This is a genomic window from Nocardioides sp. (assembly GCF_035503875.1).
Lineage (GTDB): Bacteria > Actinomycetota > Actinomycetes > Propionibacteriales > Nocardioidaceae > Nocardioides.
In genome coordinates this window covers 149,749-169,292 of sequence record NZ_DATJTA010000087.1, presented here as the reverse complement: position 1 = coordinate 169,292, position 19,544 = coordinate 149,749, and the positions used below count along the sequence as shown (strand labels likewise).

The 19,544-nt window shown below is 71.6% G+C and carries 15 protein-coding genes; 10 read left to right on the top strand and 5 right to left on the bottom strand.

Features of this window, described 5'->3' with window-relative positions:
- The first annotated feature begins 8 nt into the window (after positions 1–8).
- From VMF51_RS20850 to VMF51_RS20825, 6 genes are all read left to right on the top strand, one after another.
- Positions 9–881, top strand: coding sequence for an NUDIX hydrolase (locus VMF51_RS20850; RefSeq protein WP_325476396.1), 873 nt, complete (start codon positions 9–11; stop codon positions 879–881).
- 170 nt (positions 882–1,051) lie between these two features.
- Positions 1,052–2,173 carry a phosphate ABC transporter substrate-binding protein PstS gene (gene pstS / locus VMF51_RS20845; RefSeq protein ID WP_325476395.1) on the top strand — a complete coding sequence of 374 codons (1,122 nt, stop codon included), beginning with the start codon at positions 1,052–1,054 and terminating at the stop codon, positions 2,171–2,173.
- Between the two features lie 167 nt (positions 2,174–2,340).
- Positions 2,341–3,204 (top strand): phosphate ABC transporter permease subunit PstC, encoded by an 864-nt coding sequence (pstC, locus tag VMF51_RS20840; RefSeq protein WP_414689490.1) that lies wholly within the window; start codon positions 2,341–2,343, stop codon positions 3,202–3,204.
- Positions 3,205–3,209: 5 nt separating this feature from the next.
- A complete protein-coding gene (gene pstA / locus VMF51_RS20835; protein ID WP_325476393.1) occupies positions 3,210–4,286 on the top strand; it encodes a phosphate ABC transporter permease PstA in 1,077 nt (358 codons plus the stop codon).
- 21 nt (positions 4,287–4,307) lie between these two features.
- Positions 4,308–5,087: a phosphate ABC transporter ATP-binding protein PstB gene (gene pstB, locus VMF51_RS20830; RefSeq protein WP_325476392.1), complete on the top strand. Its 780-nt coding sequence runs from the start codon at positions 4,308–4,310 to the stop codon at positions 5,085–5,087.
- 547 nt (positions 5,088–5,634) lie between these two features.
- Positions 5,635–6,333: a hypothetical protein gene (locus VMF51_RS20825; protein ID WP_325476391.1), complete on the top strand. Its 699-nt coding sequence runs from the start codon at positions 5,635–5,637 to the stop codon at positions 6,331–6,333.
- Positions 6,334–6,443: 110 nt separating this feature from the next.
- Here the strand turns inward: VMF51_RS20825 and VMF51_RS20820 are convergent, their stop codons facing one another.
- The 3 genes from VMF51_RS20820 to VMF51_RS20810 form a co-directional block, all read right to left on the bottom strand.
- Positions 6,444–7,445 carry an inorganic phosphate transporter gene (locus VMF51_RS20820; protein ID WP_325476390.1) on the bottom strand — a complete coding sequence of 334 codons (1,002 nt, stop codon included), beginning with the start codon at positions 7,443–7,445 and terminating at the stop codon, positions 6,444–6,446.
- A 6-nt stretch (positions 7,446–7,451) separates the two neighbouring features.
- Entirely contained in the window at positions 7,452–8,069 is a 618-nt protein-coding gene (locus VMF51_RS20815; protein ID WP_325476389.1) for a DUF47 domain-containing protein, read from the bottom strand.
- An 88-nt stretch (positions 8,070–8,157) separates the two neighbouring features.
- Positions 8,158–10,317, bottom strand: coding sequence for an RNA degradosome polyphosphate kinase (locus tag VMF51_RS20810; protein WP_325476388.1), 2,160 nt, complete (start codon positions 10,315–10,317; stop codon positions 8,158–8,160).
- 69 nt (positions 10,318–10,386) lie between these two features.
- Here VMF51_RS20810 and VMF51_RS20805 point away from each other — a divergent pair, with 69 nt between their 5' ends.
- On the top strand, positions 10,387–11,430 hold the full coding sequence (locus VMF51_RS20805) for an alpha/beta hydrolase (protein ID WP_325476387.1): 1,044 nt from the start codon (positions 10,387–10,389) through the stop codon (positions 11,428–11,430).
- Between the two features lie 18 nt (positions 11,431–11,448).
- Here the strand turns inward: VMF51_RS20805 and VMF51_RS20800 are convergent, their stop codons facing one another.
- A complete protein-coding gene (locus VMF51_RS20800) occupies positions 11,449–13,869 on the bottom strand; it encodes a hypothetical protein (protein ID WP_325476386.1) in 2,421 nt (806 codons plus the stop codon).
- Positions 13,870–14,056: 187 nt separating this feature from the next.
- On the opposite strand from VMF51_RS20800, the gene VMF51_RS20795 reads away from it, so the two are divergent.
- Positions 14,057–16,243 carry a carboxypeptidase regulatory-like domain-containing protein gene (locus VMF51_RS20795; RefSeq protein ID WP_325476385.1) on the top strand — a complete coding sequence of 729 codons (2,187 nt, stop codon included), beginning with the start codon at positions 14,057–14,059 and terminating at the stop codon, positions 16,241–16,243.
- A 186-nt stretch (positions 16,244–16,429) separates the two neighbouring features.
- Positions 16,430–18,658 (top strand): carboxypeptidase regulatory-like domain-containing protein, encoded by a 2,229-nt coding sequence (locus VMF51_RS20790; protein ID WP_325476384.1) that lies wholly within the window; start codon positions 16,430–16,432, stop codon positions 18,656–18,658.
- A gap of 4 nt (positions 18,659–18,662) precedes the next feature.
- Here VMF51_RS20790 and VMF51_RS20785 read toward each other — a convergent pair whose 3' ends face one another.
- Complete coding sequence (locus VMF51_RS20785; protein WP_325476383.1) at positions 18,663–19,025, bottom strand: DsrE family protein; 363 nt, start codon at positions 19,023–19,025, stop codon at positions 18,663–18,665.
- A 23-nt stretch (positions 19,026–19,048) separates the two neighbouring features.
- Between VMF51_RS20785 and VMF51_RS20780 the strand changes: the two genes are divergently transcribed.
- Positions 19,049–19,543 carry an FABP family protein gene (locus VMF51_RS20780; RefSeq protein WP_325476382.1) on the top strand — a complete coding sequence of 165 codons (495 nt, stop codon included), beginning with the start codon at positions 19,049–19,051 and terminating at the stop codon, positions 19,541–19,543.
- Position 19,544 lies beyond the last annotated feature (1 nt).

Here is a 19,544-nt window from a genome sequence, read left to right as displayed (position 1 = left end):
TAACGGTCATGGCTCAGCCCCCTGATGTGCTCGCCGCGGGCGCGGTGGTCTTCCGACCGGGCCGACAGGTCCTCCTCGTGCACCGCGGGAGGTACGACGACTGGTCGTTCCCCAAGGGCAAGCTCGACCGGGGGGAGCACCGCACCTCCGCCGCCGTGCGGGAGGTGGAGGAGGAGACCGGCCTGCGCGTCCGGCTCGGGGTGCCGCTGGCCGACCAGCGCTACGACGCCGGCAGCCGGATGAAGACGGTCTTCTACTGGGCCGGCCGCGTCGTGGGCGACGACGACGTGAGCGGCTACGCCGCGAACAACGAGATCGACGCGGTCGCCTGGGTCGACGCCGACGACGCCCGCAGCCGGCTCACCTACGACTACGACCGAGCCACCCTCGAGGAGGCGCTGACGAAGCGCCGGCGGACCCTGCCCCTCGTGGTGCTGCGCCACACCGAGGCCCGGTCGCGCAAGACGTGGCGCAAGGAGGACCGGCTGCGCCCGCTCGCGGCGCTCGGGCGCCGGCAGGCCGAGAAGCTGATCCCCGTGATCGCGGCGTACGACGTCCGCCGGGTCGTCAGCTCCGACGCGACGCGCTGCGCGGACAGCGTGGCGCCGTACCTCCGCGAGACGGGGGTCCGCTCGAAGCTCACCGGCCGGCTGAGCGAGGAGTCCGCCACCCGCGCCTCGGTGGCCCGGACCGTCGACCGGCTGGCCGAGCGGATGCGCGAGGACGGCATCGGCGGACTGCTCTGCACACACCGCCCGGTGCTGCCGATGGTGTACGACCACCTCGGGGTGGAGGACCCCTCCCTGGACCCGGGCGAGATGCTCGTCGTCCACCTGCGCGACGGCACAGTCCGTGCCACCGAACGACACCCGCTGACGTGACGTCAAGCACGAACCGGGCAAGTTCACCTGATCGCCGTGTCCTCGGCGGCCACGCGACTCCGAGCGGCCGGTTCGAGTTCACCGCTCGTTCACCAACGGCCCCGGAGCCGGACACCTCGGCTGCCTAACTTCGCTGACGTCATCAATGTAGAGACATCAGGAGTCACGAAGTGAAGCGCACTTCCATCCGCCGGGCAGTCGTGCCCGGCATCGCCGTCCTGGCCCTGGCGCTGTCCGCCTGCGGAGCCGGCAACGACAGCGGCAGCGACGACGAGGGCAACGGCAGCGGGACCACCTCCTCCGACCTGTCGGGTGAGCTGTCCGGCGGCGGCGCCTCGTCCCAGGAGGCCGCCCAGGGTGCCTGGCGCGTCGGCTTCACCGAGTCCAACCCCGACGTGGTCGTCAACTACGACCCGATCGGGTCCGGCGGCGGCCGGGAGAGCTTCATCTCCGGCGCCTTCCCCTTCGCCGGCTCGGACGCCTACCTCACCGACGACGAGGGCGAGCTGAGCGCCGCCACCGAGCGTTGCGGCGGCACGGCCCCGGTCGAGGTGCCCAACTACATCAGCCCGATCGCCGTCATCTTCAACGTCGAGGGCGTCGACGAGCTCAACCTCACCCCCGAGGTCCTTGCGGGCATCTTCACCGGCGACATCGCGCAGTGGGACGCCCCGGAGATCGCGGAGCTGAACCCGGACGCCACGCTCCCGAGCGCCGCGATCAACGCCGTGCACCGTGCCGACGAGTCCGGCACCACGGAGAACTTCACCAACTACCTCGACACCGTGGCGGGCGATGTCTGGACCGCCGGCGAGGTCGAGACGTGGCCGGGCGAGTTCGGTGGCGAGGGCGCCAACCAGACCAACGGCGTGGTCTCCGCGGTCCGCGACGGCCAGAACTCGATCGGCTACGCCGACGCGAGCCAGGCCGGCGAGCTCTCCACGGCCAGCATCGGGACCGAGGGCAACTTCGTCGGCCCGACGCCGGAGGCGGCTGCCGCGATCCTCGACGTCTCGACCCGGGTCGAGGGTCGCGCCGAGCACTCGCTCGTCTTCGACCTCGACTACGAGGCGGAGGGTGCCTACCCGATCGTGCTCGTCTCCTACCTCATCGCCTGTCAGTCCTACTCCGGCGACGAGGCGGAGGCCGGTGAGCTGTCCAAGGCGTACCTCTCCTACATCGTCAGCGAGGAGGGCCAGAAGTTCGGTGCCGACGAGGCCGGTTCGGCCCCGCTCAGCTCGGAGCTCGCGACCGAGGTCCAGGCCGCGGTCGACAGCATCACCGTCGGGTGACGATCTAGCAGCACTCGCCTCGGGTCCGGGTCGCCCCCCGGACCCGAGGCACGTCCCCGAGATCCACCACCGACACGCGCGAGAAGAGGGAGCAGGTGTCGACAACCACCACCCCCGGTGAGCTCACCGGGACGACGACCAGGCGAGGGGACGCTGTCTTCGCGGGGTTGACGCGGTCCGCCGGGCTGCTGATCATGGTCGCACTCGCCGGCGTCGCCATCTTCCTGATGATCGAGGGCGCGCCAGCGATCACGGCGTCGGGCGAGGCGACGTACGGGACCGACAACATCGTCGTCTACGTCTGGCCGTTGCTCTTCGGCACGCTGCTTGCCGCGATCATCGCGATGATCGTGGCCGCGCCACTGGCCATCGGTCTCGCGCTCGTCATCTCCCACTATGCCCCGCGGCGCTTCGCGCGACCGGTGGGTTACCTCATCGATCTGCTGGCCGCCGTGCCCTCGGTCGTCTACGGTCTGTGGGGCCTCAGCGTGCTGGCCCCCAACATCCAGCCGGTGTACGCCTGGCTGGCCGACAACCTCGGGTGGATCCCGTTCTTCGAGGGTCCGGCCAACACCGGCCGCACCATCCTCACCGGCGGCATCGTCCTGGCGATCATGGCCCTGCCGATCATCACCGCCATCTGCCGCGAGGTCTTCGTGCAGACGCCGCGGATGCACGAGGAGGCCGCGCTGGCCCTCGGCGCGACGAGGTGGGAGATGATCCGGATGACGGTCTTCCCCTACTCCCGCTCGGGCGTCATCTCCGCCATCATGCTCGGTCTCGGCCGGGCACTGGGCGAGACGATGGCCATCGCGATGGTGCTCTCCGTCGGCTTCGGCGTCGTGACGTTCAACCTGATCTCGCCGCAGAACCCGTCCACGATCGCCGCGAACATCGCGCTCAACTTCGGCAACGCGTCCGGGACCAAGATCAACGTGCTGATCTTCAGCGGCCTGGTGCTGTTCGTGGTGTCGTTCGCCGTCAACTTCCTCGGCCGCTGGATCGCGGCTCGGGGCGTCGTGAAGGGCTGAGCCGGATGACCGACACCCAGACCCGCGTTCCGGAGAGGCTGCCCACCGCGATGCCGCTCCAGGCCGCGCAGCTGCCGTCCTTCGCCCCCCTCCTCGCGGTGGTCGTCTCCGGCGGCATCGGCGCACTGCTCGCCCTCCTCCTCGGCTGGGGTCCGATCGCCGCGGTCGTGGTCGGATGGATCGTCCTCGTCCTCGCGCTGCCGACCTGGTCAGCCGCGGTCGAGGGCCGCCGCAAGTCCGTCGACCGGCTCGCCTCCGTTGTCATCTGGTCGACGTTCGGCGTCGCGCTCATCCCGCTGGTGAGCCTCATCTGGCAGGTGGTGAGCAAGGGCATCGGCATCCTGTCCGTCGAGTTCTTCACCTACGACATGCGCGGCGTCCTCGGGGCGGGTGGCGGCATCTACCACGCCCTGATGGGCACGCTGATCATCACGCTCCTGGCCACGTTGATCGCCGTGCCGATCGGCGTGCTCGCCGGCGTCTACCTCGTCGAGTACGGCAAGGGGAACCGACTGGCGAGGGTCATCACCTTCCTCGTCGACGTGATGACCGGCATCCCGTCGATCGTCGCCGGCCTCTTCGCCTTCGCGCTCTTCACCCTGATCTTCGGCCCGGCCACCCGCATGGGCTTCATGGGCTCGGTGGCCCTGTCGGTGCTGATGATCCCGATCGTCGTTCGTGCCACCGAGGAGATGCTCAAGCTGGTGCCGGACGAACTGCGCGAGGCGTCGTACGCCCTCGGCGTATCGAAGTGGCGCACCATCGTCAAGGTCGTGCTGCCCACTGCCTTCGGCGGGATCGCCACCGGCGTCACGCTGGCCATCGCCCGCGTCGCGGGTGAGACCGCGCCGCTCCTGATCACCGTCGGCAGCACCACCATCTTGAACCTCAACCCGTTCGACGGGCGGATGGCCACGCTGCCGGTGTTCATCTACTCGTCGGTGACGACGGGCGGCAAGTACAACGCCGAGCAGCTCGATCGTGCCTGGGGTGCCGCCCTGGTGCTCGTCGCGATCGTGATGCTGTTGAACCTCCTTGCACGGTTCATCGGCTCGATCTTCAGTCCCAAGACCGGTCGCTGAGACCAGCGGAGGAAAGCAATCATGGCCAAGAGCATCGACGTCTCAGACCTGAACATCTACTACGGCGACTTCCTCGCGGTGCAGGGCGTCAACATGACGATCCGCGCCAAGGCGGTCACGGCGTTCATCGGACCCTCGGGCTGCGGCAAGTCGACCTTCCTGCGCTCGCTCAACCGGATGCACGAGGTGATCCCGGGAGCCCGGGCCGAGGGGAAGGTCGTCGTCGACGGTCAGTCTCTCTACGAGCCGTCGGTCGACCCGGTCGCCGTACGCCGCATGATCGGCATGGTGTTCCAGCGGCCCAACCCGTTCCCGACCATGTCGATCTACGACAACGTCCTTGCGGGCAACCGGCTCAACAGCAAGAAGATGAAGAAGTCCGAGGCCGACGCGATCGTCGAGAAGTCGCTGAAGGGGGCCAATCTCTGGAACGAGGTGAAGGACCGCCTCGGCAAGCCCGGGATGGGCCTCTCGGGTGGTCAGCAGCAGCGCCTCTGCATCGCCCGCGCCATCGCCGTCGAGCCGCAGGTGCTGCTCATGGACGAACCGTGCTCGGCCCTCGACCCGATCTCGACCTCCGCGATCGAGGACCTCATCCACGAGCTGAAGTCCGACTACACGATCGTGATCGTCACGCACAACATGCAGCAGGCCGCCCGGGTCTCCGACGACACCGGCTTCTTCAACCTCAAGGCCACCGGAGAGCCTGGCCAGCTGGTCGAGTTCAACCCCACCAAGAAGATGTTCTCCAGCCCGGACGAGCCCTCCACCGAGGCGTACATCTCGGGTCGCTTCGGCTGAGGTTCCTGTTGAGTGGGCGGGGCTGGAGGGGTAGTCCGTCACACCACGGGTCCGAAATCCGCCAGTGACCCTCCTGGAGTGACGGAGTATCCCGCCGGCGCCGGTGCACCGAGAACCGTCCACAACTGGCCTTCCGACGCCCAGCCGTGCGTCCTGTGGAGTGAGGACCGCGGGACCGGCGGATCGGGTCGATCCTCGGCGGATGCGTCGACTGGACCGGACTCCGCCAGCACCGCACCCGGGTCATCCGGGTGTGGTCTCGCCGGTCGCCATCGATCCGCGCGGAGTGCGCGGCCCGACGCGCGACCAGGCACGAGGTGGGGGATGGCGGCGGGTCGCTGCCGGGCTGTTCGTTCCCGCCGGGACCGACCCCACGTCGGTGGCGCAGAGGATCGTCGAGGCCGCCGCGGACCTCCCGCCGTACGGCGGAGTCACTGGGTGGGCGGCTCTCAGTTGGATGGGCGGTCGCTGGTTCGACGGCACCGACGACCGTCCGGTGACGCTCGCTATCGGCGAGGGCAACCTGAGGCCGGACCGCCGACGAGTGTTGAGCAAGGAGCGCCTGGCTCCTGACGAGTTGATCGAGCACGACGGGCTCTCGCTCACGACGGCCGTGAGGTCGGTGTGCTTCGAGATGCGTTACGCCGGGAGTGTGCACGCCGCCGTCCGGGTTCTCGAGCTGGCCGCGTTCTCCGACCTGGTGTCGGTCGCGGAGTGCAGTGAGTTCGTCCAGGGTCGGCTGGCGGGTTGGACCGGCGTTCAACGCTGCCGCGACGCCCTCCCGCTCGCCGAGGAGAACGTCTGGTCGCCGATGGAGCACGCGATGCGGTTGGTGTGGACGGGCGCCGGGCTGCCTCGGCCTCGCTGCAACGTGCCAGTGTTCGACGTCAGAGGCAACCACATCGGAACACCGGACCTGATCGATCCCGAGGCCGGAGTCGTCGGTGAGTACGACGGGTCCCTGCACCTGACGGGCTCCCAGCGGGCCAAGGACCTGGACCGTGAGGAGAGGTTCCGTGCTCATGGGCTGTACCCGGTGACGATGGTCGCCGCCGATGTCGCCGATCCGTCGGCGTTCCTCCGTCGGCTGCACGCGACGTACGCCCGAGCTGCGGCGGCCCCTGTCGCCGAGCGACGTTGGACGCTGCAGAAGCCGGCGTGGTGGCTGCCCACCGAGACCGTCGCGCAGCGTCGCGCTCTGGACGATCACTCGCGCGCCCGGCTCCTGGCACACCGGGCGTCCTGAGCGCTGCGGCGGCAAGGTGTGCCCGGCCGGCGGGATACTCCGTCACATGAGCGGGGTCTTTTCGGCGGGAGACCCCGCTGGTGTGACGGACTATCCCACCACCGCCGCCACTACGGCAGCTGGAACACGAAGTGGCAGAGGAAGTAGACGGCGGCGGCGACGGCGCCGGCCATGGGGAAGGTGAGGACCCAGGCGGCGAGGATCGACTTGGCCACGCCCCAGCGGACGGCGGAGAAGCGCTTGGTGGCGCCCACGCCCATCACGGCGGAGGTGATGGTGTGCGTGGTGGAGATGGGGGCGTGGTAGACGAACGCCGTCGTGTAGAGCACGCCGGCGGCGACGGCCTCGGAGGCGAAGCCGCGGGCCGGGTCCAGGTGGATGATGCGGCGGCCGAGGGTGCGCATGATCCGCCAGCCGCCGGAGTACGTGCCGAGCGAGATGGCGCCGGCGGCGGAGATGATGACCCACAGCGGTAGGTCGTCGCCCGGGCTCACGAAGTCGCCGGCGAGCAGGGCCAGGAAGATGACGCCCATCGTCTTCTGGGCGTCCTGCAGGCCGTGGCCCAGCGCCATCGCGGCCGCCGAGATGGTCTGCAGGAACCGGAAGTTGCGGTTCACCTTGTGCGGGTTCCGCTTACGGAACAACCACATGATCGCCAGCATCAGCGCGAAGCCGGCCGCGAAGGCGAACAGGGGCGAGACGATCATCGGGATGACGACCTTGTCGACCACGGTCGACCACTGCACGAACGTCCCTGAGGCGAGCGCGGCGCCGACGAGGCCGCCGATGAGGGCGTGCGAGGACGACGAGGGCAGGCCGTAGTACCAGGTGATCATGTTCCACGCGATGGCCCCGAGGAGGCCGGACATGACCACGACCAGGCCTTGAGCGCCCGACGGTGGCGTGATGACGCTCCCGACGGTGTTCGCGACCTCCTGGCCGAGGAACGCCCCGACGAAGTTCATGACCGCGGCCATGAGCAGGGCCACGCGCGGCGTCAGCGCACGCGTCGACACCGAGGTGGCGATGGCGTTGGCCGCGTCGTGGAATCCGTTGGTGTAGTCGAACGTCAGGGCAACGACGACCACGGCGATGACGAGCGCGAGTTCCACGGGGGGTCAGGACTCCTTGACCGCGATCTGCTCCACGGTGTTCGCGACCTTCTCGAAGGCGTCGATGGCGTCTTCGAGGGACTCCACGATGTCCTTGAGCTTGAGCACCTCGATGGTCTTGTACTCGCCCGAGAAGAGGTTGGCCAGGATCCGACGGTGGTTCTTGTCGCCGGTGTTCTCCAGCCGGTTGATCTCGATCCAGTACTCCTCCAGGGACTGCATCGACTGCAGCCGCGGCATCGAGGCGGCGGTCAGCTCCGCGCACCGCTGCAGGACCTCGACCTGGTTGGAGAGCGCCGGCGGCAGGGAACGGACCTCGTAGAGCAGGATCATGTCGACGACCTCGTCCATCATGTCCATCACGTCGTCGAGGCCCGAGGCGAGGGAGTAGATGTCCTCGCGGTCGAACGGCGTCACGAAGGTCGAGTTGACCTTCTTGACGATCGCGTGAGCGGTCTCGTCGGCGGCGTGCTCGGCGTCGCGCATGCGCCGGGCGACGTCCTCGCGATCGGCGCCGTCGCTCATCATCTCGGCCAGCAACGCCGTACCCGTCACCAGGTGGTTGGCCGAGTCGGTGAAGAGGTCGTAGAACGCGGTGTCGACCGGCCGGAAGCGGAAAGCCACAAGAACTCCTGAAGAGCGGGAAGCAAACGCCGAACATGCTAGGGGGTCGGCGGACGAACCTCGCAAGTCGGAGCGACGCCCCGCGCTCTCAGGGGGTCGGGCGGCGGCGTCGCTGACGCTCGATCAGGCGCTCCTGGAGATGCACGTCACCCTCGTTGCGCCGCCACTCCCCGGTGCTGTCGAGCACCCAGGCGGAGGTCGTCGGGGCGAAGGCCAGGTCGAGCAGCTCGCCGACCGCGGCCACGCTGTCGTCGCCGGGCAGCCGCACCAGGACCTCCACGCGGCGGTCCAGGTTGCGGTGCATCATGTCGGCCGAGCCGATCCACACCACCGGCTCGCCGTCGTTCTCGAAGCTGAAGATCCGGCTGTGCTCCAGGAAGCGCCCCAGGATCGAGCGCACCTCGATCGTCTCCGACAGGCCTGGTACGCCGGGGCGCAGCGCGCAGATGCCGCGCACCAGCAGCTGGATCGGGACGCCGGCCTGCGAGGCGAGGTACAGCGCGTCGATGACGGCCTCGTCGACGACCGAGTTGGCCTTCATCCGGATCCGCGCGGGCCGGCCGTCGACGTGGTGGGCGATCTCCCGGTGGATCTGCTCGACCAGGCCGTCGCGCACAGAGTCCGGCGCCACCAGCAGCTCGTCGTACGACGCGTTGCGCGACCAGCCCGACAGGTTGTTGAACAGGTGCGCGACGTCCTCGCCGATGGACTCGTTCGTGGTGAGCAGTCCCAGGTCCTCGTACATCCGCGAGGTCTTGGGGTTGTAGTTGCCGGTGCCGATGTGGGTGTAGCGACGGATGCCGCCCCCGCTGGAGCCCTCGTCGCGTACGACGAGGGCGAGCTTGCAGTGGGTCTTCAGGCCCACCAGGCCGTAGACGACGTGGCAGCCGGCCTGCTCCAGCTTGCGCGCCCAGCGGATGTTGGCCTGCTCGTCGAAGCGGGCCTTGATCTCGACGATCACCAGGACCTGCTTGCCGGACTCGGCGGCGTCGATCAGGGCGTCGATGATCGGGCTGTCGCCCGAGGTGCGGTACAGCGTCTGCTTGATCGCCAGGACGTGCGGGTCGGCCGCCGCCTGCTCGATGAAGCGCTGCACCGAGGTGGCGAACGAGTCGTACGGGTGGTGCAGGAGTACGTCGTTGCGCCGGGTCGCCTTGAACACGTCGACCGGCGCCGAGGACTCCACCTCCGCGAGCCGGTGGTGGGTCGTGGGCAGGAAGGCGGGGTACTTCAGCTCCTCGCGGCCCAGGTCGGCGATGTCGTGCAGGCCGCGCAGGTCGAGCGGGCCGGGCAGCCGGAAGACCTCCTGGTCGGACACGCCCAGCTCGTCCATGAGCAGCTCGAGCACCGAGGGGGAGATCGACTCCTCGACCTCCAGGCGCACCGGCGGGCCGAAGCGGCGTCGCAGCAGCTCCTTCTCCAGGGCGGCGAGCAGGTTCTCGGCGTCGTCCTCCTCGACCTCCAGGTCCTCGTTGCGGGTGACCCGGAAGGTGTGCACCTCCAGCACCTCCATGCCGGGGAACAGTCGCTTGAGGTGCTCGCCGATGACGTCCTCGAGCGGCACGAAGCGCTGGTTCCCGAGCGGGACGAACCGGGCGAAGATCGGCGGCACCTTCACCCGCGCGAAGTGCTCCTTGCCGGTCTTGGGGTTGCGGATCAGCACCGCGAGGTTGAGCGAGAGCCCCGAGATGTAGGGGAACGGGTGGGCCGGGTCGACGGCGAGCGGGGTGAGCACCGGAAAGATCCGGTCCTTGAAGAGCCGCTTGCAGGACTTCTGCTCCTCGCGGTCCAAGTCGTCCCAGCGGACCAGCTGGATCCCGGCCTCGGTCAGCTCGGGCACGATGTCGTCGCGGAAGACGCGGGCGTGCCGCTCGCTCAGCTCCCGGGTCGTCGCCCAGATGCTCTCCAGCACCTCGCGCGGCATCAGCCCGGAGGCGGCCCGGACGGCCAGTCCGGCGGCGATCCGCCGCTTGAGACCGGCGACGCGCACCATGAAGAACTCGTCCAGGTTGCTGGTGAAGATGGCCAGGAATCGCGCCCGCTCCAGCAGCGGCAGCGTCGGGTCCTCGGCGAGCTCGAGCACCCGCTGGTTGAAGTGCAGCCAGGAGATCTCGCGATCGAGGAAGCGGTCGTCGTACTTCTCGACCGCGGCGAGCGCCTCGTGGTCGGGCACGTACGGCGGCTCGACGTCGAAGGGCTCCTCCGGAGCGGCCTCGCTCGGGGATGCGGGGACGATCTCGGCTGACATGACGACAGTGTCGCACCGCCGGGTGAACGCCAGGTGTCCTCGAACGGCCGGCCCGCTACCTTGCTACCCGTGGGTATCCAGGAGCGGCTCGTCGACGTGCGCCACCAGGTGGAGAAGCGGCTGCTGGCGGGGGTGCTCGCCCTGCCGGAACCGGTGCAGCGCCGACTCGGCGGGCGGCCCGTGCACCTCGACGGGCAGACGCTCGCCGCCGACACCCAGCTGATGCTGCGCCTGCAGCGTCTGTCCCGGAAGGCCGGCGTCGAGACGTTGCCGATCCCCGAGGGGCGGCTGGCGGCGATCGAGCACACCCGGCTGGCGGGCGGCGACCAGGCGATCGGGTCGGTGCGCGACCTGCGGGTCGCCGACCTCGGCGCCCGGCTCTACGTGCCGACCGGGGTCGCGACGCCCGGCCCGCTGCTCGTCTTCTTCCACGGCGGCGGCTTCTTCTTCGGCGACCTGGAGACCCACGACGCGGGCTGCCGGTCGCTCGCGGAGCGGTCCGGGGTGCGCGTCCTGGCGGTCGACTACCGGCTGGCCCCCGAGCACCCGTTCCCGGCGGCGTACGACGACGCGCAGGCGGCGTACCGCTGGGTCCTCCAGCACACCGCCGAGCTCGGCACCGAGCCGGACCGGGTCGCGGTCGGGGGCGACTCGGCCGGCGGAAACCTGGCGGCCGGGGTGGCGATCGAGGCGGCGCGCGAGGGACTGCCGTTGGCGTACCAGCTGCTGATCTATCCGGTCACCGACCACGCGCACCCGACGCTGAGCGCCCGGCTGTTCGCCCACGGCTTCTACCTCACCCAGGAGTTCATCGACCTCGCGGCGAGCAGCTACGTCGGCGACGCCGACCCGCTGGACCCCCGGGTCTCGCCGGCGTACGCCGACCTGCCGGCGGGGCTGGCTCCGGCGCTGGTCGTGACCGCCGGCTTCGACCCGTTGCGCGACGAGGGCGAGGCCTACGCGCTGCGGATGGAGAAGGCGGGCGCGACCGTCGAGGTGCGCCGCTTCCCCGACCAGATCCACGGCTTCTTCAACATCGCGGGGGTGGGGCACAGCGCCCCGGCGGCGAACGCTGTCATCGCGGCCCGGCTGCGGGCAGCGCTCGGCAGCTGAGGCTGCGCCCGAGCCTGGTCAGAGCTCGGGGCGCCACCGGCGCAGCACGCGGGTCAGCTCCTCGGGGTCGGCGGAGCGCCGGTCGACGCTGACCGGGGGCATGCTGCGTCGGACGAAGTCCAGGCGCCAGCCGCGCTCGCCCGGGCGTCCGTGCATCTCGACCTCGGTGCGGTCGCTGGTGAGGTCGAAGCGGTGCTGGCTGTCGCCGTCGACGACGACCACGACACCCTCGTCCACGGTGACGGTCCGTTGCCGCGGACGGGCGGCGATGCCGAGCAGCACCAGCCCCACGGTCGCGGCCGACAGGGCGATGCCGAGCGGCCGGAGCAGGTCGCCCTCGGTGGCGACGTACGCCGTCCCGGCGGCCGCGGCCAGGGCGGCGACGAGCAGCAGGACCGACAGGACCCGGCGGCCGCCGCCGCGCTTGAAGGTGACCGGGCCGACCGGGTCGCTCGACGCCTCGGGCGTGCTCGGCTCCGCCGGCCGCGGACGGCTGCGCTTCGTGCCCGGCTCGACGCCGAGCTGCTGGGCTCGGGTCTCGGCGAGCTGGTGGGCCAGGTCGGCGGCCCGCTGCTCGGCGACCAGCCGCTCCTCCAGGGCCGCCTGGGCGAGCTCGGCCTGGTAGCGCACCGAGGACTCCACGGCCTGTCGCTCGACCGCACGCTGCTCGGCGGCGTCCTCGACCTCCGCGCGGAGCCGGGCGTGTTCGGCCGCGTCGGCCTCGGCGGCCTCGCGGGCGGCCAGGGCGGCGGTGAGCGCGTCGGCCTGCTCGGCCAGCCGCTGCTCGGCCTCGGTCAGCGCGGCGCGCGCCTGGGCGGCGAGCTCGGCGTGGGCCTGGGCGTCGGCCTCCGCGCGGGTGCGCGCCTCGACGGCGGCGGCGGCGAGCGCCTCGGCCTCGGCGCGGCCCCGGTGGGCCTCCTCGGCCTGCGCGGCCAGGTCGGTCGCCGACTGCTCGGCCGTCGTCCGCGCTTGGTGGGCGGCGTCGGCCGCCTCGGCCTGCTCCGCGGCGGTGGCGTGGGCGGCCTGCTCCGCGGCGGCCGCCTGGCCGGCGGCCTCGACCTGCTCGCGCGCCGTCTGCTCGGCGGCGGTGCGAGCGGCGTGCGCCTGCTCGGCGACCGCGGCGGCCGCCGTCGCGGCCTGCTCGGCCCCGATCCGCTCGGTGAGCGCGCGGGCCGCGGCCTCGGCCTGGGTTCGTGCGGCGTCGTCGGCGATGGTGCGGGCTGCGAAGGCCCCCTCGGCGGCCTGCTCGGCGGCCGCGCGGGCGTCGTACGCCTCCTGGGCGGCGGCGGCGTGCTCGGCGGCCGTGGCGTCGGCGGCGGCGCGGGCGTCCTGGGCGGCCGTGGCGGCCTCGGCCTGCTCGGTGGCGGTGGTGTGGGCGGCCTGCTCGGCGGCGGCGGCCTGGCCGGCGGCCTCGGCCTGCTCGCGGGCGGCCTGCTCGGCAGCGAGGCGGGCGGTGTGGGCGGCCTCGGCCTGCTCGGCTGCGGTGGTGGCGGCCTGCTCGGCGGTGGTGCGGGCGGTGTGGGCCTCGGTGGCGGCGTTCGCCTGGGCGGCGGCGGCCTCGTCGGCGGCGGTGCGGGCGGCGGCCTGCTCGGCGGCGGCGGTCTCGGCGGCGGCGCGCGCCGAGGCGTGCTCGGCCGCGGCCTGCTCGGCGGCCTCGCGCTGCTCGGTCGCGACCCGTGTGAGCTCGGCGTGCTCCTCGGCCGCCGACGTGGCGGCGGCGACGGCCGCGCTCAGGGCGACCTCGGCGGCCGACCGGTCGCGGTGAGCGGTCTCGGCCTCCTCCGCCAGCCGCTGCGCGGACTCCTCGGCGGCGAGGCGGGCGTCGTGGGCGGCCTGGACCGTCTCGGCCGCGGTCCGCGCCGCCTGCTCGGCGTCCAGCCGGGCCTCGTGCGCCGCGGTCGCGGCCTCCGCCTGCTCGCGAGCCGCGGCCTCGGCCGCCTGGCGTGCGTCCGCCGCCTCCGCGGCGGCCCGCTCGGCCTCCTCGCGCAACCGAGCGGCCTCCGCCGTCGCCTCCGCCTGGCGGGTCGCGGCCTGCTCAGCCTCCTCGCGCAGCCGGGCGGTCTCGGCCGCGGACTCCTGCGCGGTCGCGACCTCCTGGGCCGCACGGGCCGCGGCCTCCTCGGCGGCCGTGCGGACGTCGTACGCCTCCTCCACGGAGGTGCGGTACGCCGCCAGCGCCCGCTCGGCCTCCTCCCGCGCCTGCGTCGCCTCGCGGGCGGCGTCCTCGGCGACCAGCCGCTCGGCGTTGGCCTCGGCGGCCGCGAGCTCGGCCGAACGGCGCAGCGTCGTGGCCTGCTCGGCCGCGGCCGTCGCCTCGCGCATCAGCCCTGCGAACTGCTCCTGCGTCGGCGCCGGAACGGCCGGCGCGGACGTGGGGGACTGGCGTCGCCGCCAGCGTCGTCCCGCGCCGTCGTCCCCGGGGTGCTGCTCGCCGCTCATGGGCGCTGAGCCTAGTGGTCGGCGACCACCGGTTCGTGACCAGCGGTGGCCCGCGGACGTGTGACGTGGCCCGCGCCCGGTCTGGACCGATGCCCGCCTCGGCAACCGAGTGCGCCCGTTCCGCGGTGGCGCGCCGGCCGGAGCCCTACGTTCCCTCCGGGTAAGACACGACTTCAAGGAGCGTTCGATGCAGGATCGATGGAGACGGCGGGTGCTGGGCGGGCTGCTCAGCGGTGCCCTGGTGGCCGGGGCGACCGTGACGACGGGAGGGACGGCCGCAGCCGCGCCCGGCGAGTCCTACGCGCTCACCGGGTCGGTGACCGGCGGTGGCGAGGCGGTGTACGCCCACCTGGAGCTGTTCCGGGAGAACGGGTCCGGGTTCGACCACCTGAGGACGCTGCACACCGACGGTGCCGGCAACACGTTCTCCACCGGCGTCGAGGACGGCGTCTACAAGCTCTCCATCGAGGACGAGGACGACGAGCGCTACGCCACGGAGTGGTACGACGACGCGTCGTCGCTGGAGACGGCGACGGAGATCGTGGTCGACGGCGGCTCGGTGGACCTCGGTGAGATCGAGCTGGCGCCGCGGCCGGCCATCACCGGCCGCGTCACCGACGCTGCCGGCAAGCCGGTGCGCAACGTCCGGGTGGCGACGTACGACCCCGAGGTGCCCTGGGACGGTTACCGGGACTCCTCCTGGACCGACCGTCAGGGTCGCTTCCACCTGACTCCCGAGGACGGCGACTGGCTCGTCGAGTTCCGGGACGACCGGGACGAGTACGCCACCGAGTGGTACGGCGACGCGCCCACCGCGGAGGGGGCGACCGTGGTCTCCTTCAGTGGCGAGGAGTCGGTCGACCTGGGCACGGTGACGTTGACAGGCGGCAGCTCGATCGCCGGTCGGGTGACCGAGTCGTCGGGCGCGGGCATTGTCGGAGTCCAGGTGGAGCTGTACCACGAGGGCGAGCACGTCACCACCATCGCCACCGACCGCGCGGGTGACTACGTCATCCCGCGGGTCCTGCCCGGCAGCTACGAGCTGGAGTTCGTCGACGGCCAGCTCGAGTTCGCGTCGGAGTACTGGAACGATGCGCCGACCTGGGAGGACGCGACGCCTGTGGTCGTCGCGCGCGACCAGGCCGTCACCGGCATCAACGCGGTTCTCGCTCCCCGGGCTCCGGAGGACCCGGTGGGTGTCGACGCCACCGGGCTGGTCGTGGACGCGGCCGGCAAGCCGTTGCGCGGTGTCCGGGTCGGAGCGGTCAACGACGCTCCCGAGCCCGACCTGGTGGACATGGGCGTGACCGACCGGAACGGCCGCTACCAGCTCCGGAAACTCGACGCCGCGTCCCTCGGCGACGGCGGCTACGACCCGACCGCGACCTCCTTCCGCCTGTTCTTCGTCGACGAGTCGGATCACGACCTCCCCTACGTCCAGACCTGGCTCGGCGGCGCGCTGTCGTACGCGCGCAGCGCGAAGGTCACCGTGCCGGCCGGTGGGACCGCGACGGCGCCGACCACGGCCCTCCAGCGGTACACCGGGGTCCGGGGCACGCTCGCCAGCGTCTACGGCGAGCTCGACTGGGGCTCGGTCGTCGCGTACGACGCCGACGGCGACCGCACCGACAGCTACGACGTGTCGCGAACCGGCCGGTTCGAGATCCCGTGGCTGCTGCCGGGTGAGCCCTACCGGCTGGTCTTCGAGGGCGAGCTCGACGACCACCGCCTGATCCGCACCTGGTGGCGCAGCGGCAGCAACTACGCGACGGCGACCCCGGTGGTCGGCCGGAGCGGTGTGTGGACGACCGGCGTGGACGTCGCGCTGACCGACAAGCTGACGGCGACCACCGCACCGACGATCAGCGGAAGCCCGCTCGTCGGCGGCACCCTCACCGCCTCGAACGGTGCGTGGAACCTCAGCGTCGGTGCCGACTGGACCTACGCCTGGCTGCGCGGCGGCACGGTGGTCGGCACGGGCCGGACGTACCGGCCCACCGTCGCCGATGCGGGCAGCCGGCTCACCGTGCGCGTGACCAACTGGATCCAGGACCTGTCCGGGACCGCGACCTCCGCCGCGACCGGCGTCGTACGCCAGACGTCGCGGTCGGTCGCGACGGCGGCGTACAACAGGAAGAAGCGGAAGCTGACGCTGACCGTGAAGGTGAACGCGGCCGGGATCGCCAACCCGGGCGGGACGGTGACGGTGCGCGAGGGCTCGAAGACGGTGAAGGCCGGGGTGAGGCTGGTCAACGGCGTTGCCAAGGTGACGCTCAAGAAGCCGAAGAAGGGCAAGCGCGCCTACGCCGTGTCGTACTCCGGCACCGCGGCGGTGCTGCCGAGCAACGCCACGGTGAGCGTCCGGGTGAAGTAGCGGAATCCAGACGCGGACGGGGTCCGGGCGCTCACCGACTCGGCGGTCGAGCGCCCGGACCCTCGCGCTTCCGGTCTGGACCAGCCCCTCAGGCTCGGGCCGATCCGGCCGAACGGTCTTTACCCGAGGCGGAACGGGGTTAGGTTCCCGGCCTGTTAGGACCGTCTCTCACCAGGAAGCGAGACCGTGCGCCCACGTTCTACCCGACCCCCCGCCCTGATCCTGGCCGGCGCCGTCGCCGCTGCCGGGGTCCTGCTCCCGTCCAGTCCCGCCACGGCGGCCGACGGCCAGCCCGAGAAGGTGACGATCGACGTCACGGGCGGCGGCCAGCGCCTGAGCACCAGCGGGCAGATCATCGTGACGCCGTACCTCTGGTCCGGTGCCGACTTCGTCGCCCAGGGCGCCTGGCACGGCGGGTCCGGCTACCCGCTGGAGATGACGCTGCCGGAAGGGGAGTACAAGTTCCACATCCGCGCGGAGCCCGATCTGTGGGCGCCGGAGTTCTACGGCGACACGACCGTCATCGCGCAGGCCGAGGTCGTCACCGTCGAGGACGACGACATTGTGCTCGACCCGGTCGACCTCGACCCGCTCAGCAACGTGCTCGTGGGCCGCGTGGTCGACGGCGACGGTGATCCCGTGTCCGGCGCCGCTGTCCAGCTCTTTCGCACCGGCGGGAGCCACGACGAGACGGTGGAGACAGATCTCGACGGGGTCTACCGCATCCCGGCCGAGGGCGTGGGGAGCCGTCAGCTGCAGTTCCTGCCGCCGAGCGGTAGCGGGTTTGCGCCGGAGTGGTACGACGACGCGGCCGGTCGGGCCGACGCCGAGTCAGTGACCCTGTCCGAAGACGGCCCCGGGATCCGGGTGCCAGACGTGGAGCTGCTGCCCGCCGGCTCGGTCTCCGGGCGCGTGACGGGGTCCGACGGTGCTCCCGTCTCGGGTATCTGGGTGAGTGCCTTCACGCCGAGCGGTGAGCAGGTGGGATCGCGCGGGACCGTGGAGACCGACGCGGACGGGCGATACCGAATCGACGGGCTGAAGCCGGGTGCGGTGCGGGTCCGCTTCGACGACCAAGTCGGTGGCGGTTACGCCACCGAGTTCTACTCGGATGCCGTGAGCCCCGAGGGCGCCACACTCGTCACCGTCACGGAGGACGAGGACACCCCGGGGATCGACGCGACGCTCGCCGTGGCGTCGCTGACGACGCACGGAGTGGCCGTCACGGGCCGCGCGCTGAATCGTGCCGGAGCCCCGATTCCCGGCGTCCACGTCACGGCCTGGGTGCCGGACGGGGACGCCTGGAAGTCGATCGACTCCGACCAGACCGACCGCTTCGGCCGCTACGTCCTCGACGACGTCGAGGAGGACACGACCGAGGGCGAGGTCACCGTCGTCCGGGTCGAGTTCGAGCGGACCGAGAACACCGACGGCTTCGACTACCGGGACGTCTACCACGGCCAGCAGACCACGGTCCGGCGTGCCGCCGACGTCGTCGTCGGCTGGAACCAGGTCCGCACCGGTGTCGAGGGGGTCATGTCGCAGTACGGCGGACTGCGCGGCGCCGTGACGACACCGCACGTCGACGACGACGTCGTCGTCCGCATCTTCGACCTTGACGGCCGCATGGTCGACGAACCCGAGGTCGATGAGCACACCGGCGCCTGGAAGTCGACGGGCCTGGTCCCGGGCGACTACAAGGTGCAGGCCGACGACGGCGATCCCTACGACTCCGACTTCCTGGCACCCCGGTGGTGGACTGCCGGTCACAACTTCACCACCGCCACCCCGATCACCGTCGGCGAGGGCGCGTTCGCTCCGGACGTGGACATCGCGCTCACCGACCAGCTCGCCGTGTACGACGCTCCGACGATCAGTGGCCGCCCCATCGTGGGTCAGGTGCTCCGGGCCACGCCGGGGCGCTGGAACGTGAACGTCGGGGTGGAGCACACCTACGAGTGGCTGCGGGGCGAGACGGTCGTCGGCACCGACCCGACGTACCCCGTCGGACGGGCGGATGAAGGCTCCGCCCTGCAGGTGCGGGTCACCGCACGGTTGTTCGACTGGGCCGCGGTCGCCACCTCGGCGGCGACCGCGCGCGTGAGCGCCGCGGTCGTCACGCCGCCCGCGAAGCAGAAGTCCCGCACGACCGTGCGGTCGTCGTACGACAAGAAGAAGCGGGTCGTCACGCTGAAGGTCACGGTCGCCGCTCCGTCGGCGCCCCGGGGCACGATCACGGTCAAGGAGGGGCGCCGTACGGTCAAGGCGCGGGTGGCCCTGAGGAACGGCAAGGCGAAGGTCGTCGTCAGGCGGCCGTCGGCGGGCCGGCACACCTACGTCGTGACGTACGCCGGCAGCGACGTGCTGCTGCCGAGCAAGGCTTCGGCGAAGGTGCGGGTGCCGAAGCGGAGGTAGTCCGTCAGTAGACGAGGGCCTGGACGCCGTCGCGCAGCGCTTCCTCCACGAAGACCGCCGCGCCGGCGATCCGGGCGCCCTCGTCGAGGTCGGCCTCGACGATGCCCCGGCGGGCCGCGCACTGGCTGCAGACCGTGACCGTGCCACCCGCGCGGACCGCGGCGAGCAGGTCGCGGGGCGAGGCGGCGTGCTCGAGGGTGAACGGGTCCGCGCGGTCCGCGACCGCCGTCCAGACCGACTCGCCCGCGAGCCACAGCGACACCTCGGCGCCCGCGGCCACCGCCAGGGAGGCGACCGTGAGGCCTTGGTTGGCGCGCTCGGGGTCGTCGGCGCCGCAGGTGACCTTGACGAGGAGGGGGCGGACCATCCCCCGACACTAGACTGAAACCCATGCCGTTCGAGATCCCTGAGAACCTCCATCCCGACTGCGCCCCGATCGCGTGGCTGCTCGGGACCTGGCGCGGCAACGGGCACGGCGACTACCCGACGATCGACGGCTTCCAGTTCGGCCAGGAGCTGATCTTCACCCACGACGGCCGGCCGTTCTTCCACTACATGTCGCGCGCCTGGATCGTCGACGAGGCGGGCGAGAAGGTCCGCGAGGGCGCGATCGAGACCGGCTTCTGGCGGGCGAAGCCCGGCGGCCGCCTCGAGGTGCTGCTCACGCACAACACGGGCATCAGCGAGATCTGGTACGGCCAGGCCGAGGGCGGCAAGGTCGAGCTCCGCACCGCGGGCGTCTCCTTCACCGAGACCGCCAAGGAGGTCACCGAGGGCCACCGGATGTACGGCAACGTCGAGGGCGACCTGCTCTACGCCAACGACCTGGCGATGGTCGGCCAGGAGCTCCAGCCGCACACCTGGGCACGACTGCAGCGGGCGTGAC